We start from the raw sequence: 15,880 nt of genomic DNA, 5'->3' as shown, positions 1-15,880 counted from the left end.
TGTTAAACTTAACAGATACCCCCGGGATTGTCCGTTTTCGGACCATGTCCCGGCATCTACCATAAACGAAAGATAAGGAGAGAGAGATGAAACTTAGCGGCAAAAAGCTGACGGTTGTTCTGGCCCTGGTGGTCTTGGTCGCCCTGGCTGGGGTCTATACGTTCCTGCAGCGGAGCGCGCCGGACAAGCCGTCTCCGAACTCAACGGCAACTGCAGGGAAAGACGATTCGAACGGCGGCAAGAGCACAACCGCCTCCAAGACGGACAACAAACTACCCGACATCCCGACAGAACAGACGGATATCGTCGTGATCGGCAGCGAGCTGGAAGGCCTCTATTTGGCCCGTGCCGCAGCGGACGAAGGCTTGAAGGTCAAAATATTGGACCCGCGCAATGCGTTCGGCGGCCAAGTGCTTCAGGGAGAGATGCTGTTCCTGGACGAAACCCGCGACGATCAGCACCGGCTGCTGGTCCAAGGCCGGGCGAAGGAGCTGTTCGACGGCTTCCGCAACGGTAAAATCCGCAAGCTGAAGGAATTCGAGCAATATTTTGACAAGCTGAAAAAGGACATCCCCGTCGAGCAAGGGATCAAGATCGAGAGCATCGAGCAAAACCCCGGCCAATTCGGCGGGCAGGCGTTAAACGGCATCGTCTACACGACCAAGGACGGCCAGAAGAAACGGATCGCCGCCTCCTATTGGGTGGAGAACACCGATTACGCCGCGATGGTCAGCAAGCTTCAGGCGACCCGGATGCCGGGCCTGGAGAAGTTCTACGGGCAAAATAACATCGAGTATATGAGCTCCGGCATGATGATGAAGTTCAAAAACGTCGATTGGGCGAAATTCCAGCAAAGCTTCAATAATATGCCGAAGGAAGAGCGCAGTGCCAAATTCGGCTGGGGTTCGGTGGACAACAGCTTCGCCATCAGCCTCTCGGGCATGACGAGCAAGTACAAGCCGACGAACGACCGCGTGTTTCTGCGCGGGCTGAATGCGGTGAGCCAAAGGGACGGCGAAGTCATCATCAACGCTTTCCTGATCTATACGGTCGATCCGTCGGACGACAAATCGGTAGCCGATGCGATGGAGCTCGGGAAGAAGGAAATTCCTCTGATCCTGAACCATTTCCGCAAAAGCTTGCCTGGCTGGGAGAAAGCGGAGCTAAACGGGTTTCCGAACTACCTGTACATACGCGAATACAACCATTACGAGACGGACTATGTACTGAAGCCTTCGGACATGCTCGGGGCGAAAATGTTCTGGGACAACGTGAGCATCGGCGGTTACCCGCTCGATCTGCAGGGCACCAGCGCCAACAAATGGGGCATCGAGATGGGCCGTCCGGACAAATACGGGATGCCGCTGCGCAGCTTCCTGCTCAAAAATTACGACAATGTCATTATGGCCGGCAAAAACGTCGGCGCCTCCGCCATCGCTTACGGCAGCGCGCGCATTCAACCGAATACGAGCTTGGCGGCCGAATCGATCGGCGTCATTTTGGGGCAAATTCAAGGTAAGAAGAAGCTTCGCGAGCTGAAGGAAGCGGACATGCCGCAGCTTCAGCAGTATCTGGCCTCGAAGTATAACATCAAGCTGACCGGCGTCACCGGCAACAACAAGCTGGCCGGCTGGTCGGCCGACGAAATCGCCAAGCTCGATACCGGCGAGATCGTTTATGCGTCTTATGTGAAAACGCGCAAAAAATAACAAGCAAGCCCTCCTTCGCCGGATCATGCGTCCGGTTCCGGGAGGGCTTTTTCGTGTGGCGGTCATGCGCCTCCACCTTTTGACACATCAGGTAAAACGGAGTACAATAATTTAGTTCAAAGATTAAACTATTCATAGACAAAATTATTAAGAGCTAAAACTCAAAGGGGGAGCCGTCATGCGAGAGCAAGGGCTTCATGCGTCCACAGAGATTGAAAAATGGACCCGGCTGGCGATGCGCCGATGGATTTCCGAAATGGGGGGCCGGCTCAAGCACGGTCTGCCGATTCAGCAGTACTACTTGCTGGAAAGCCTTCGGGCGAACGGAACGATGCGGTGTTCGGAGCTGGCAGACACGCTGCAAATCACGCTGCCGGCCGTGACGAACCTCGCCAATAAACTGGTGGCCGGCGGGTATGCGGAGCGGGCGCATAACGAGACGGACCGGCGGGTTGTCATGGTGACCGTCACGCCGAAAGGTCTGGAAGCTTTGAGCGAGTTGGACGAGAAAGCGGCGGAATTGGTCGAGTGGTTCTGGCAAGGGCTGGAGCCGGGCGAAACCGCCGAATTGACCCGGCTGCTCCGCAAAGCGGTCGAGTATAGAACGGCTGTGGATAGAGACTAGAGAACGGGCTTCCGCTTACCGGAGAGCCCGACAGCAGAGAGAAAAGGAGAGAATAGCATGGCTTCGCTTGAAAGCACCGAGAAACCCGTGCCGTTTTGGCCGGTTATGATCGGTATTTTTTTCGGCTCGTTTCTGGCCATTCTGGGAACAAGTTCCATTAATGTGGCCATTCCGATCTTAATGCAGGATTTTCATACCGACTTAAATACGGTGCAGTGGACGCTGACCGGCTTTATGCTGGCGACCGGGGTCATTGCCCCGATCACCGGCTACCTGGGGGACCGGTTCAGCACCAAATATTTGTATGTCGCGGCCCTGATCGGGTTTACGCTCATGTCAGGGCTGTGCGCCGTAGCCTGGAATATTCATTCGCTGATCGTATTCCGCATTATGCAAGGGGCCTTCAGCGGCATGGTTATGCCTGCCACGATGACGATCATTTATCAAGTCATTCCCAGAGAGCGGCAGGCGTTCGCCATCAGCATGTGGAGCTTGTCGGCGATGCTGGCTCCGGCGCTCGGCCCGTCGCTTGCCGGCTGGCTGATTCAAACGTTCGACTGGACCTGGCTGTTCTTGATCAACCTGCCGTTCGGCATCATCGCCATCGCGCTTGCGATGAAGCTTATTCCGTATTACCGCTTGACGACGCCGAAGCCGTTCGACCTGTTCGGCTTTCTGGCCGTCATTCTCAGCAGCTCCGCGCTGCTAATCGCATTCAGCGAAGCTCATTCCTGGGGCTGGGGGTCGTGGCAGACGATATCCCTGCTGGCCTTCGGAGCGTTGACGCTGATTGTCTTCGTCCTTTACGAGCTGCGCAAGGCCGGGCCGCTGTTGAATCTAAGAGTATTCGCGTATTCCCGATATACATACAGCTTGATTCTTAGCTGTATCATCACGATCAGCTTGTATTCCGGGACGTTCCTGACGCCGGTGTTTCTGCAAAATATTCAGCATGTCTCAGCCTTCGATACGGGCTTGATTCTCCTCGTCCCGTCGCTGGCGATGGCGGTCTGCATGCCGATTACCGGCAAGCTGTATTCACGGGTGGGACCGATGCCGCTTATTCTGTTCGGGATCGTGCTGATCGGCGTCGGAACGCTGGCTATGGCCCATCTCAGCGTCGATGTGACGCACGGCTATATCATTATGTGGATGACCGTCCGCAACCTCGGCATCGCCTTCTCGACCATGCCCGCTTCCAATGCCGGCATGGAGGTCATTCCGCGCGAGCTGTCCGGGCACGCTTCCTCGGTGAACAACTGGATCCGCCAAGGGTTCGGCTCGTTCTCCATCGGCCTGTTCACCTCGATGCTCGCCTCCCGCGTTGCCGCGCACAGCATGGAGCTCGGCAAGGCCGGTGGGCTGAACGCTCAGCAGTTGCAGCAGCAGGCGTTCACGTTGAGCGTCAACGACGTATACATGGTCGCTACGGTTGTCGTGCTGATCAGCTTGCCGCTGGCCTTGACGCTCGGAAAACGGCGCGGCAAAAGCCATTCGGAAGCTGCCCCAGGCCCGGGTTTATCTCAAAAAACGTCGTAAGCGAGCTGACACAGACTGGTTTTGTACTTCCCCACCCATCTAAAAAGGGACAGTTTCCTTCGACTAGAAAGGAAACCGTCCCTCAGTGTATTGAGAAGCCCTAGGAAGTAGAAAAACTCAGACAAATAGAGGTGGGGTATATCCCGTAAGAGTTTACGTCCGCCTTTGAAACCCGTGAAAATACCGCCAATTTTAATCAAGTTCACGGGTTTCAAGAGCGGCTGGAGGGATATACCCCACCGGTGTATGCAGAGTATTTCTACGCGAAGCGGGTTTCCCAACAAGCTCAGGGACGGTTTCCTTCGACTAGGAAGGAAACCGCCACTTTTGCTTTTATCTATAAGCGCAGCCCGAAAGTCACACGTACCGTGGACCCTTCAAAGGCTACGTCCCGAATCGCCACATGCCTTGGCATATAATCGTTCAGATCAACCTGGATCGGCTGGAGGCTCAGCCATTCGCCCGGTACGGTAACGTCCCGGATGACGGTGCCGGTATGGACGGCCGTCAAATTCGGCTCCTTCCAGGCAAGGTCGAAGTTGAGCCGGGCGCCGACCTTCCAGCGGTCTTGAAGCAGCAGCGTCACGTCCGCCGCGAGCCGGTCCCCCTCAAGGAAAAACCTCGCTCCCGTCAGCTTGACGCCGGGACGCAGCTCGGCCCGGCGGGAAAGCGCCTTTTTCAGCAAATCGCCCAGCTCCTGCTCTGTCAGCACCGCCTCCGGCTTGCGGTTGATTACCATAGCGCCAAGCTTTTCGCGCACCGGAAGATCATTATACGACAAGTCCAGCTCCGCTTGCGGCTGCGCATACCATAATGCCCCGGCGACCAGCAGCGCGCCCAGAATTACGATCGTGACGATCCCTTTGAAGAGCGATCTCATTTGACTTCCCCCTTACAAGGAGCCGGTCCTAACCTGAGTCCAATGCCCTCTCCCGGAGTTTGGCAGGCGGAATCTGCAGCTCCTTCGTTACTTTTTCGGTTTACCCGACGGATCGCGCTTTTCCTTAAGCCAGCGCGGCGCTCCTTTGTTTTTGCGGTCCCGTTCCCGGTCCGCCTTGCGTTTATCCGGGGAAGCCGGGGCCGAAGGACGGCCCGTGCCGGTCTGTGCCGGCTTTACGCTCTTGCCTTCTGTACGGGGAAGCTTCGGAGCTCCCGCTTGGGCAATACGCGCTTCAGGTTTTTCCCTTCCCGACGGCGCTTCATCCGGCACCCGGCGTTCCATGAGCTTCTTCGCGTCCCGGCGAATGGTCCGCTCCTGCTCCGGATCGACGACCTTCCCATGGAACATCGTCCTCTGCTTGATCTCGATACCGAGTGCTTTGGCAAATTTATCGATAATGAACTGCTCCCGCGGAGTAATGATCGACACGGCCGTGCCTTTGCGGCCCATCCGTCCCGTCCGACCTACGCGGTGCACGTAATGATCCGCATCGATCGGCGGGTCGAGGTTGATCACATGCGTCACCTGCGGCAGGTCAAGCCCCCTGGCAGCTACGTCGGTCGCGAGCAGCAGCTGGAATTTGCCGGCGCGGAACGCTTGCATTGCCTTCGCCCGCTCCTGCTTGAAGGAATCGCCGTACAAGCCTTCGACCGACAGGCCGACGTGTTGCAGCTTCGCCACCGCTTCTCCGATATCGTCGGTCTCATTGACGAACACGATCGCGGCCTTCGGGTTATACAGCCGGACAATCCGGCGCAGCGTATCGATTTTGTCCCGTTCCTGACATACGAAATACAAGTGCTCCAGCGTTTCCGAGGTGCGCTGCGCCGGATTTACCCGGACGTAGACCGGCTCGCGCATCCAGCGATTGATGACGTCCTGCAGCGGCGGCGGGAACGTCGCGGAGAAAAACAGCAGCTGCCGGTCGCGCAGCATGCCTTTGAACAGCGCCTCTACATCCTGCATGGACCCCAGCTCGAACACTTGATCGACCTCATCGACGACGACCGTGCGGATGCCGTGCAGCTTCAGCTTGCGGAGCTTCACCAGCTCCTGCACGCGGCCGGGCGTCCCTACCACGATCTGCGGCTTGAGCTTCAACCGGTCGATCTGGCGCTCGATGGAGGCGCCGCCGATAAGCTGCTGCACGCGGACGTCGCTATCCTTTACAAGCTGCTCCAGCGTCTGTACGATTTGCATGCCGAGCTCCCGCGTCGGCACCAGCACAAGAGCTTGTACCTCTCTCACGCCCGTGTCTATTTTATGCAGCAGCGGCAGCGAATAGGCCAGCGTTTTCCCCGTACCGGTCTGCGATTGCGCAACGACATCTTTTCCTTCAAGCGCAATCGGTATCGCTTCCGTCTGTATGTCCGACGGCTCCGTAATGCCGAGCTCCTGCAGCCGTTTGACATACTGCGGAGCGATATGTAAAGCTGCAAACCCCGTATTCATTCGATCATCCTCTCTTCCCTTACGTTTCCTTAGTATACCAGAATATGCGGGCGATTGCCCTACCCGGCGGGAAGGCAGCCGGCTTACCGGTCCCGTCCTTCCGCCCGTTCCCGTTTGTTTGCGATCCATCCGAATACCGCATCGAGCGCGCGTTCGTCGTCCTCCTTCGGAAAGCGGTGCCCCAGCCCGTCGTACAGTTCCATCGTGTACTCCTTCCCGGCTCGCTCCAGCGCCGCTCCCAGCTTGCGCGCCTGCTCTACGCTGACCTGCGCATCCGCCGTACCGTGTACGATCATGACGGGCACGCGGATCGCGTCAACCCAACGGACGGGCGAGCGCCGCTCGTAGCATTCGGCCTGCTTGCGCGGATGGCCGACGACCCGCTTCAGCATCCGCCTCAGATCGACCCGCTCTTCATACGTATCGAGCAGATCGCTTACGCCGCCCCAGACGACGACCGGACCGGCGCCTTCGCACTCTTTGGCCGCCAGCAGCGCCATCAGCGCGCCGCGGGAGAAGCCGATCAGCGGAATCGGCCCGGACTGCACCTCCGGCAGCGATTGCATGAGGGTAATGGCATGATGCACGTCAAAGCGGTCTTCCCCTCCGAAGTCCTCCCGCCCCTCGCCGCCTTCGTTTCCCCGGTAAAACGGCGCAAAGACCGCGTACCCGCGCCGCGCCATCGAGAAAATGCGCCGTTTGCGCACCATCCCGACCTTGCGGATGCCTCCCCGGCAGTAAATTAAACCGGGAACGGGTACGGCGGCATCGGGCACGGCAAGATAACCTTTCACCTGAAGTCCTTGGCTAATATATGTCAACCGGTAAAGCGATATGCCCTTCGCAAGGCTGCGGAGACTTTCTCTCTGGACCAGCGTGCCGTCGGCTGGAACGCCGCCGGTTACCCCGCTTTGCGGAAGGTTTGTATCGGTAAGTATAGGCATGTTCGGTTCACTCCATTTTTTGACACAAAGTCATTCCGGCGTTACACTAAGATGTATTATGACCGGAAAGGTGGATTTTCAAATGAATTCCCGTTTTGCCGCCGAATTCGAAGGGCTGGTCGAGAAATATGCCGAGCTGCTGACCGGTGACGCTTCCGCCGAAACGGTGGAAAAAATTAAAGTTTGGGCGATCTACAACCATATCCATAAAACAATGCCGGCTCTTGCCAGCCATTGGAATCAGCAGCACCCCGAAGGCAAAGCCGATGTCCGGAAGCTGTTCGAAGAGGTCCGAGACCGCAACCAGAAGTTTAAGGCGGCCAATCAACAGACGGAAGCCAGGCCGGAGCCGGAAGCTTAATCGCTGCGGACCATACTTCCTTTACCATACCCTGCACGAAGACCGAAAAGCAATGTGCGCACTCGGTCTTTTTTTCTTAAGCGCATTCTCGTGTCCGCTAAGGCGAGCCAAAGAAGACCGCCGACCCTCGAAGGGAGCTGCGGTCTTCTCGTATATCCCATCCTGCGGTTTCAAGCCATTCGGCACCGCAGGCCCTAGCCTTCCTTATTTCTTGTTAAGCAATTTATAGGCGATGCCGTCAAACAGCCGCGGAAACAACTGATACAGCTTCACCCCGGCAGCCGCCATGAACGGCAGGTTCACCTCGGGCGTCCCCCGCTCGATCGCTTTGAGCACCGCCTGAGCGACGCGCTCCGGCTTCAGCATAAACCATTCGATGTTTTTTACATAGCTGCCCGAAGGATCGGCCCGCTCGAAAAACGGCGTATCGATCGGCCCGGGGTTGACGGCGGTCAAACGAACGCCGGTACCGACAAGCTCCTGCCGCAGACAATTGGTCAAGCCGAGCACGGCGTGCTTGGTGGCCGAGTAGCCGCTCGACTTGGCCGAGCCGATCTTCCCGGCCATGGAGGCAATATTGATAATATGGCCGCTCCCCTGCTTCAGCATGGAAGGCAGCACCGCTTTCGTACAGCGGACCGCCCCCATGTAATTGACGTCCATCATGCCCTCGAATTCGCTTAAGGGCGCCGTCACGAACGAATCGAACACGCCGTAGCCCGCATTGTTGATCAAAATGTCGATCCGGCCGTATTCGGCGATCACCCGCTCCATCGTTGCCGTTACCTGCTCCGCCGAGGTGACGTCGAGCGGATAGATCCCGTGCTTGCCCTGTATTTTAGCGGACGCCTCCGCCAGCTTTTGCTCCGACCGCGCCATAAGCACAGGAACGGCTCCCCGCTGCGCCAGCATCTGCGCCATAAGCGCGCCGATCCCGCTGGACGCTCCCGTGATTACCGCGATTTTGCCCTGAAAATCCATCCTCCGGTTCCCCCTGTCTTCTATCGAACAAAAAAAGCGAAGCGCTCCCGGCGTTATCGGAACCGGAGAAGCCTTCGCTTACAGCTTACACGTTATGGACTCGTCATTTCAACTGTAGGGCATACCGCTTGGTTAAGCGATAAGCACTTGAATATCCAGCTCGCCGATGCCTTCCATAATCAGCGGGATCGTCAGCGCCTTTTGCGCGTTGAAACCGGCCGCATGCGCGGAATGAAGCATCTTGGGCGGCGTAATATCGACGCGGACTCCTTGGTTGAACAGCATCGTGCTGGCATTGCCGCTGATCATATTGCTGAGCTCGGAGATGGCGCTTTTGCCGATGTCGTTCATTTCGGTGATCGAGAATCCGCCCATCATGGCGGACACGACCTTGAGCGCGACTTCCTCGTGCAATCCGAAGACGATGTCCCCTTCCATTTGTCCGGTCATGCCGATTTGAATCCAAATGTATTTCTCAGCAAACTTCACGTCTTTGATGCCGAGCTGTCCGGTGGTCGGTCGTACATTGGCGACTTGTTCGATAACGATTCTGGCCGACTCCAAAAACGGGTTGATAAGCTCTGCCTTCATAAGATGACCGGTCTCCTTTTTTCGACAATATGCCGCAGATCCATAGGACTTTTTTGTTATTTCATTATACCTAAATTCATGCTGCAAGTATAGAACTTTTGTCTCGATTTGTGTGAAATATAACAAAAAGCACAGGATTGAAGCACCTTTCAAAGAAACGGTCTGATTCTTTATACATGCTACAAGTCCCTACGCCCGGGAACTTGGTCGGGGCCGGCTCTCTCCTGCAAGCAAGGCTCATACATCATGATGGCGTGGTTCTCGGCAACGAACTGTTCGTCCAGCCAGCGCCCTTCCGCATCGAACCGGTTGCGGCTAATGACGTTATGGCGAACATATCCGCCCCACCATTCCTGGGTAATCCAGTGCCTGGTTTCGGTAATCTCATAACGCTGCGCTGCGGGACTGTCGGCCCGCCATTCTCCGACCAAGTCGGTGTCCGTCAGCCAAATTCGGAGCTGATAACACATCTCCGTGCGGTTCTCGATCTGCAGATCCAAGTAATTATAAAAGCAAGTCGCCCCCGTTCCGAAAGGCTGCATTCGTCCCGCATCGGGAAAAACGTCGTATCCGTGCCGGTATCTCTCCGTCACGGTAAGCGGCGTGTGCAGCGTCATCCAGTAAATCAGATTGGAAAGCTGACATAAACCGCCTCCCACTCCGGCCCGGACCGTGCCGTGATGCAGAATCATCCCGTCCACGTAGCCTTGACGGCGGGTCGGTTTGCCGATCGTCTTCCAGTATGAGAACGTTTCGCCCGGCTGAAGGACCAGACCGCCTAGCCGCTGCGCAGCCAGTCTCAAGTTGATGATTTTGTTGTGTTGAAGCTGCATCTCCACATTCCGAAGCTGTCGAAGCAGCGGAGTACGGTGGGCGAAATGTACGTGCCGCAGCGGTTCGTCCCGGCGCAATCGCGCAAAGCGTTTATTCCCGAGCATCCAGCTCACGCGGCGGCGCAGCCGGTAATACGCAATGCCTGCCGCCGTCCGCCATCGGCTGCGGTACTTCGGCTTCGGCACCGACGATGGACCGAACATCCGTCCTCCCCTCCTTACCTTCATTCTAGCAAAAACCCGATCAGCTTACTACGACGAATCGACACATGCGTCGAATTTTCGTCGAAGATGACAAAAGGCGGCAAAGCTCCCGAAATGGGTCTTCACCGCCTGCTTTATTGCTGCCAACCGTAGCTGTCGTAAAATACGCCCGCCAGCACGTTTTCGACCGCCTGGCGCACATGGAGAATCATATCTTCCGGAAGGCCGTCCAGCGGATACCATGCCATTTCGGAGCATTTGTCCGGTTCCCGGTTGTACGGCTCCCCCTCCCATCGCTTCACGGTCAGAAAAAAATCGATCCATTCGCCCGTATCCGAATTCCGGTGCATCACACTCGCCACTTCCAGATCGGCCGGGTCCACCCGGACGCCGCTTTCCTCCCACGCTTCGCGCGCAGCCGCCCGCTTCACTTCTTCGTTCCCGTCCATTTTGCCGGCTACCAGACTTAACTTGCCATCCTCATAGCCGGTATTGGTCCGGCGAAGCAGCAGCAGCTTATTCTCCCGCACAAGGAGCAGATACACGGCGCTGTGTACCCGAAACCACTCTTTTTCGGTCGTACTCATAAGCTGTCCTCCGCAGTCGTTTATCATAGGGTCGATCGTTCCAAAACCATTATACACCTCTTCAGACGGCTTTCACATCCGAAGCCCCATCGCGTTGCCGGAGCTGTACCGCCGCAAGCCGCGGTGAAAGAACCATAGACCGGCCGCGGTCACGAGTCCCGTCATGCCCAGCGCCTGCAGCGTGAACGCAAGATCCGCTTCCCGCAGCAGTCCGATCGGCAAATAGCTGATGAAGCCGGCGGGGATGACGGTAAACAAAACCAGCCGGCCCCAGCCGCTGAAAATGCCCGTCGGATACGTCGAGAAGGTGAGAATCGCATTGAACAGCTGCTGGCCGATCCCATCGGCCTGACCGATATAGAAGGCGAGCGACTGCGTCATCACCACGAAGAACAGAAAAATCAGCATCGCGATGAGCAGCGCCAGAACGAATTTCAGCAGGCCGAGCGGCGAGCGGTCCCCGAACAGCCCATACAGCAGCAGGGCGAATAGTACGTCCCCGATCGCAGAAACGGACATCCGGCTGACCAGGATATGAAGCAGCACCGGCTTCGGCTGCGTCAGGTACAGATCGAGCTGACCGCCCGCAACCAGCGAGGCCAGCCGGTACGCATTTCCGAACAGCACGGCGGACAGGCCAAAGCCGCCCGCGCTCACCGCCCACATCATCATCACGTCCTGCAGCTCCCAGCCGTTCACGACCGGAAACCGCTGAAAATAAAGCCCCCAGAAAAAAATCCAAACGGCGTTGTTCACCATCATCATACCCGCCGTCATCAGAAAGCTCAGCCGGAATTCCATGGCGCCGGTCAAATTGAGCTTCCAGCACGTACCTACGAACCGCAGCAGCGGCATTATTTTCGAATTATGGCGCAATACGTTCCCCTCCCTTCTTTTCGGCTCAGCCGCCGTTGACGTTCAGCTTGCGGACGCCTTTCCGATAGATAAGCCAGACGACAAGCGCCAGCACGACCACCCACGCCCACTGGACCGCCAGCATCGGAGCGAAATGGACTTCCTCCCAGTGGACGGCGGTTTTGGCCGGAAAATACAGGACTGCCTGAAACGGCAGCCAGCGGCATACCTGCTGCAGCGCTTCGGGAAACAGTTCAAGCGGCATCAGCATGCCCCCGATCGTAAACAGCAGCTTGTGGTACACGAACTCCAGTCCCCGCGTCTCCTCGACCCAGAACGCGCACAGCGACAGCGCCATATTGAGCATAAAGTTGACGGTCATCGCACCGAAGCTCATGACGAAAAATCCGAGCCAGCCCCAGCCGAACGACGGAAGACCGAAAAAGGCGAAGCCGAGCGCGAGGCCGACGGCAAGGTTCACCAGCAGCCGGACCGTCACTTCGCTTACATAAGCCATATAATGGTAGCCGATATAGCTGAACGGCCGTGTCAGCTTATAGCCGACATCGCCGCTCTTCACTTCTTCCTCCACGCGGGTGCACAGGCTGGGAAACGCCATCGTCAGCGCTTCGGCGAATAAAATGTACCAAATGATCTGCTCGAAGCTGTAGCCCGCGATCAGCTGCGACCCTTCCCCACGGTACGTCGTCTGCCACAATTGAATGAAGATGTACATGATGATGATCAGGAAAATCGAGCGGATTAAAAAGTCCAACACGTAAGCAAAATGATTCCGCAGGCTGATTCGCCCGATCGCGCCGTATTTCAGCAGCTTCGGACTCAAATTCATACGCTTCCCTCCCGCTCGTAAATATGCGTAATGATGCTTTCCATCGGAGGATCTTCGATCGTAATGTCCGACACGCGGTACGCCGCGACGAGGCGGGAAAGCACTTCCTGGGCGGCGATAGCCGACGTATCGACGGAAAGCGCCAGCTCCCGGTCCGTTTGCGTCAGCACTTCTACGCCGTCGTGCCGAAACGGCGGGCCCGGCTCCAGCAGCTTGAGCCGGATCGTCTTGCCTGTCAGCAGCTCCCGCTTCATCGCCTCGACCGTATCGTCGAAGATCATCTGCCCATGGTTGATGACAACGGCCCGCCTACACAGCTGCTCGATATCTCCTGCGTCGTGGGAGGTCAGGAACACGGTCGTCCCTTCCTCCCGGTTCATGAACCGGATGAGCTCACGTATGCTTTGCTTCACAACTACGTCCAACCCGATCGTCGGCTCGTCGAGGAACAGAATCTGCGGCCGGTGCAGCATCGCCGCCGCAATCTCGCAGCGCATCCGCTCGCCCAGCGACAGCTTCCGCACAGGAGTATGCAAATACGGCTCCAGCTCGAAGCGGCGGACGAGATCGTCCCGCCGGGCGAGATAATCGCTGCGCTTCAATTCGTATATGCGGCTCATCAGCTCGAACGAGTCGGCGGGCGGAAGGTGGTACCAGAGTTGCGATTTCTGCCCGAAAACGGAGCCGATCCGGTAAGCCAGCTTGCCGCGTTCCTTCCACGGACAGCAGCCGAGCACCTCCGCGTGTCCGCCGGACGGATGCAGAATGCCGGTCAGCATCTTGATCGTCGTCGATTTGCCGGCGCCGTTCGGTCCGAGAAACGCCAGCGTCTCTCCTTGCGGGACAGTCAGGTCGATGCCTTGCACCGCCGTCTTCTCACTGTACTGCGGGCGCAGCAGTGAACGCACCCCGGCCTTGAAGCCCTCCTCCTTCCGTTTCACGGCGAACCGTTTCGTCAGCCCTTCGGCCCGTATCGCGTTCATGTTCCTCCTTCTCCTTTCCTCTGCTAAAGCAGAAAAGACCCCATGCCGTTTCGCCTTGTCAGGCGGAACTTGCACGAGGTCTTTTATCCCTACGGTGTAGCGCGGCTCTATCGGTGACGCGCCGGCTCCGCTTGGTTCGCCCGGCCGCTTGGCCGTCGGATCCCTAGGAGCCCTTCCACGTTAATTGTTATATACTACCACGCGATGTAAGGAATGACAAGATGCATTTTGATGTGCGTGGCCATGACGATTCATGATATTTTCCACACGTATTCGATAGTTATTCCGCAGATGCCGGAAAAGACGTACGGGCCGGAGACACTTGCTTCATCAAGGAACTTCCGTTGGCTTACGGCAAAAAACTTTTTTATAAAAGGGAACCGTATGGGCGTGGACCGAGTCTATTGGTTGAGTCTCAAAAAAGAGAGGAGAATACTCAAAATGAGTAAACACTTGAAAAAGCGCAACAAACTGTTCATCCCTGTAATTGCCGCGAGCATGCTGTTCGGAGCTGTGCCGGCCATGGCTGCCGAACAACCGGGGAGCCCAAAACTTGCCATGGCAGCGGGCAGCAGCAATACGTTGAGTGATGTTGATTCGAGCTACATTACGGCTGCGGAGCAATTTCTGACAACGGTGTTCGGTTTAACGGAAGTCAAGTTCGGTCGAAATCCTATTCCGCTGGGGGACAATCAATGGATGCTTTCATTCCAAAGTCCCGGAGACACTGCAAACGATAGCGACGAATTGATGGCGAACAGGCCCAATATAATCACAATTAATAAAGACGGCAGCATCGAATATGCAACAATGGAGCTTGTTCCCGACGGAGCGAGACCTGCATCATTTGAGCTTGTGGAGAGCACATTAAGGCAGCTCGATAGCGAGGGCAAAACAAAGCTAAAGAACGTGCTGTTTTCTAAAAAGCAAGATGACTTAGACGATCATCTTCAATTCACTTCCGATTATAACCAAAAAACCGAGCCTTTCGGCGTCGTTGCCATTAACTCAAGCGACAACACAGTATACAAAGCCCAAGTTTCCACGCGATATCCGGCCGCCGATGCGGAACAGAAGTATTTGCCCGAGGCTGAACGAGTGTTGAAGGAGCTTTCAGGCAAGGATCATGTTGAAATCACTGGCTTTACCAATATTAAATCTTTGTTAAAGGATAAGGTGAAAGAGACATGGGGTTATTCGTACGAGAACGATTTTATAGCCTTTGATGCAAATACGGGGAAAATCAAGAGTCTTTACATCGATTTGAAGGATGATTCCGCCGATGCTGCGCCGGATTTGGAATCAAAAGAGCGAGCGATCGCCATCGCCAATCCTTATATGATTAACTATTTCGGCATCGATCTTACCGGATATGAAGCCAAATATACAACGATTCTTTCAGGCCCGGGGCAAATCGGACTTTACAATTATACCTTCAGCCAAGAAGGAGAACCCGATGTCATGGTTTTATTTACGGGCCAAGGTGGAGTAAAAAGTATTTCTTTAAACTAGCTGCGCTATCAAAGCGAGGCCGACCTCTAATGCGGATTCACCGCCGGAGGCGGCCTCCCTTTTTTTATTCGCTGCAAGCCATGCGCCACAAGTAGCGTTACGGGCAAATAAATGAGGTCGTACAGCGGCTTGGGGTTACGCCCCCCGCTTCGAAGGTTGCATCCTGCGCTGCGGCCAGGCCGATGATCGCTCCCCGGTTTGAGGCTAGATCACATAATCGAGCACCTGCTCGTATGGAAAATACGACTTCCCGGCAGGCGCCGGAGCATAGAGATGGAAGGCCACCGCACGCTGCGGGCCGGAATTGCGAAGCTGGTGAATTTGTTTTTTCGGCGCGTAATAGTAGCTTCCTTCCTCAATTTCGACCTCCCCGGATAAGCAGGGATACCCGTAGCCGTCAAGCCGGAACATCCGGTTCGTCAGCGTGCCTTCGAGCAGCCGCGCGCAGCCGACGGAAGCTCCGTGATCGTGAATGTACGTTTCGGTTCCGGGAGGCAGATGGATCAGCACCGCTTCGGCGGCATCGGTCCGGAATAGGCTCGTTCTCCCGTAAGGCAAGTCCGCAGGCTCTGCAATGTAGGGCGACAAGGCTTCAAGCGACAAATCCATGCCTCTCATGATCGCCTGAAGCTGCTTGGGCGAGGTTCTGCGCAAAGGCAGCGCGTTCAGCATCCGTTCGATGGCTTCGATCCGGTTCATGGGATTCCTCCGTTCATAACATTTTTTTACCGCTTTAATAAGTTCACCTTATAATCCAATATATTCCTCCTTTAACTAAAAAGTGACCTTTTCGTAAAAAGCGGTGGCGGTTTCTCCCTTTTCCCTTAAGAATGTTTTAAGGTTTTGAATCGTTAGTCGTTAAGATTTGCCGGCTATACTAGGTGACAGTCAAGTTTCGGAAAGGGGAGTGGCTC

The 15,880-nt window shown here is 56.2% G+C and carries 16 protein-coding genes; 5 read left to right on the top strand and 11 right to left on the bottom strand.

The annotated features are described in order from the left end of the window. The first annotated feature begins 86 nt into the window (after window positions 1–86). The 3 genes from QMG93_RS28155 to QMG93_RS28145 all read left to right on the top strand — a co-directional run bounded on the left by QMG93_RS28155 (window position 87) and on the right by QMG93_RS28145 (window position 3,873). A complete protein-coding gene (locus tag QMG93_RS28155) occupies window positions 87–1,709 on the top strand; it encodes an FAD-dependent oxidoreductase (protein ID WP_281942489.1) in 1,623 nt (540 codons plus the stop codon). A gap of 178 nt (window positions 1,710–1,887) precedes the next feature. Further along, complete coding sequence (locus QMG93_RS28150; RefSeq protein ID WP_281942487.1) at window positions 1,888–2,334, top strand: MarR family winged helix-turn-helix transcriptional regulator; 447 nt, start codon at window positions 1,888–1,890, stop codon at window positions 2,332–2,334. A gap of 57 nt (window positions 2,335–2,391) precedes the next feature. Then, window positions 2,392–3,873: a DHA2 family efflux MFS transporter permease subunit gene (locus QMG93_RS28145; RefSeq protein ID WP_281942486.1), complete on the top strand. Its 1,482-nt coding sequence runs from the start codon at window positions 2,392–2,394 to the stop codon at window positions 3,871–3,873. A 337-nt stretch (window positions 3,874–4,210) separates the two neighbouring features. Here QMG93_RS28145 and QMG93_RS28140 read toward each other — a convergent pair whose 3' ends face one another. The 3 genes from QMG93_RS28140 to QMG93_RS28130 form a co-directional block, all read right to left on the bottom strand. Then, the gene (locus QMG93_RS28140; protein ID WP_010497901.1) at window positions 4,211–4,753 is read right to left on the bottom strand and encodes a hypothetical protein; all 543 of its coding nucleotides are present in this window, start codon (window positions 4,751–4,753) and stop codon (window positions 4,211–4,213) included. 87 nt (window positions 4,754–4,840) lie between these two features. After that, window positions 4,841–6,265, bottom strand: a complete 1,425-nt coding sequence (locus QMG93_RS28135) for a DEAD/DEAH box helicase (protein ID WP_281942483.1) — start codon at window positions 6,263–6,265, stop codon at window positions 4,841–4,843. 83 nt (window positions 6,266–6,348) lie between these two features. Continuing rightward, entirely contained in the window at window positions 6,349–7,209 is an 861-nt protein-coding gene (locus QMG93_RS28130; RefSeq protein WP_281942481.1) for an alpha/beta hydrolase family protein, read from the bottom strand. A gap of 82 nt (window positions 7,210–7,291) precedes the next feature. On the opposite strand from QMG93_RS28130, the gene QMG93_RS28125 reads away from it, so the two are divergent. Continuing rightward, complete coding sequence (locus QMG93_RS28125; protein ID WP_281942479.1) at window positions 7,292–7,570, top strand: DUF2573 family protein; 279 nt, start codon at window positions 7,292–7,294, stop codon at window positions 7,568–7,570. A gap of 204 nt (window positions 7,571–7,774) precedes the next feature. On the opposite strand, the gene QMG93_RS28120 is transcribed toward QMG93_RS28125, so the two are convergent. The 7 genes from QMG93_RS28120 to QMG93_RS28090 all read right to left on the bottom strand — a co-directional run bounded on the left by QMG93_RS28120 (window position 7,775) and on the right by QMG93_RS28090 (window position 13,454). Then, window positions 7,775–8,551, bottom strand: a complete 777-nt coding sequence (locus QMG93_RS28120; RefSeq protein WP_281942477.1) for an SDR family NAD(P)-dependent oxidoreductase — start codon at window positions 8,549–8,551, stop codon at window positions 7,775–7,777. Between the two features lie 132 nt (window positions 8,552–8,683). Next, window positions 8,684–9,142 (bottom strand): chemotaxis protein CheX, encoded by a 459-nt coding sequence (locus QMG93_RS28115; protein ID WP_010497894.1) that lies wholly within the window; start codon window positions 9,140–9,142, stop codon window positions 8,684–8,686. A 179-nt stretch (window positions 9,143–9,321) separates the two neighbouring features. After that, window positions 9,322–10,179 (bottom strand): VanW family protein, encoded by an 858-nt coding sequence (locus QMG93_RS28110; RefSeq protein ID WP_281942475.1) that lies wholly within the window; start codon window positions 10,177–10,179, stop codon window positions 9,322–9,324. 134 nt (window positions 10,180–10,313) lie between these two features. Next, window positions 10,314–10,766, bottom strand: a complete 453-nt coding sequence (locus tag QMG93_RS28105) for an NUDIX hydrolase (RefSeq protein WP_281942473.1) — start codon at window positions 10,764–10,766, stop codon at window positions 10,314–10,316. Between the two features lie 72 nt (window positions 10,767–10,838). Continuing rightward, on the bottom strand, window positions 10,839–11,642 hold the full coding sequence (locus tag QMG93_RS28100; protein WP_281942470.1) for an ABC transporter permease: 804 nt from the start codon (window positions 11,640–11,642) through the stop codon (window positions 10,839–10,841). Window positions 11,643–11,667: 25 nt separating this feature from the next. Further along, the gene (locus QMG93_RS28095; RefSeq protein ID WP_281942468.1) at window positions 11,668–12,471 is read right to left on the bottom strand and encodes an ABC transporter permease; all 804 of its coding nucleotides are present in this window, start codon (window positions 12,469–12,471) and stop codon (window positions 11,668–11,670) included. Further along, complete coding sequence (locus tag QMG93_RS28090; RefSeq protein ID WP_281942466.1) at window positions 12,468–13,454, bottom strand: ATP-binding cassette domain-containing protein; 987 nt, start codon at window positions 13,452–13,454, stop codon at window positions 12,468–12,470. The genes QMG93_RS28095 and QMG93_RS28090 overlap by 4 nt, the downstream gene beginning before the upstream one ends. A 441-nt stretch (window positions 13,455–13,895) precedes the next feature. Here QMG93_RS28090 and QMG93_RS28085 point away from each other — a divergent pair, with 441 nt between their 5' ends. Next, entirely contained in the window at window positions 13,896–14,966 is a 1,071-nt protein-coding gene (locus QMG93_RS28085; protein WP_281942464.1) for a hypothetical protein, read from the top strand. 204 nt (window positions 14,967–15,170) lie between these two features. Here the strand turns inward: QMG93_RS28085 and QMG93_RS28080 are convergent, their stop codons facing one another. Then, the gene (locus QMG93_RS28080; protein WP_281942462.1) at window positions 15,171–15,665 is read right to left on the bottom strand and encodes a cysteine dioxygenase; all 495 of its coding nucleotides are present in this window, start codon (window positions 15,663–15,665) and stop codon (window positions 15,171–15,173) included. Window positions 15,666–15,880: the final 215 nt, after the last annotated feature.

The organism is Paenibacillus tyrphae (assembly GCF_027925525.1).
GTDB classification, from domain to species: Bacteria; Bacillota; Bacilli; order Paenibacillales; family NBRC-103111; genus Paenibacillus_G; species Paenibacillus_G tyrfis_B.
Note: the sequence above shows the minus strand (reverse complement) of the source record. Positions and strands in the feature narration are given on the sequence as shown.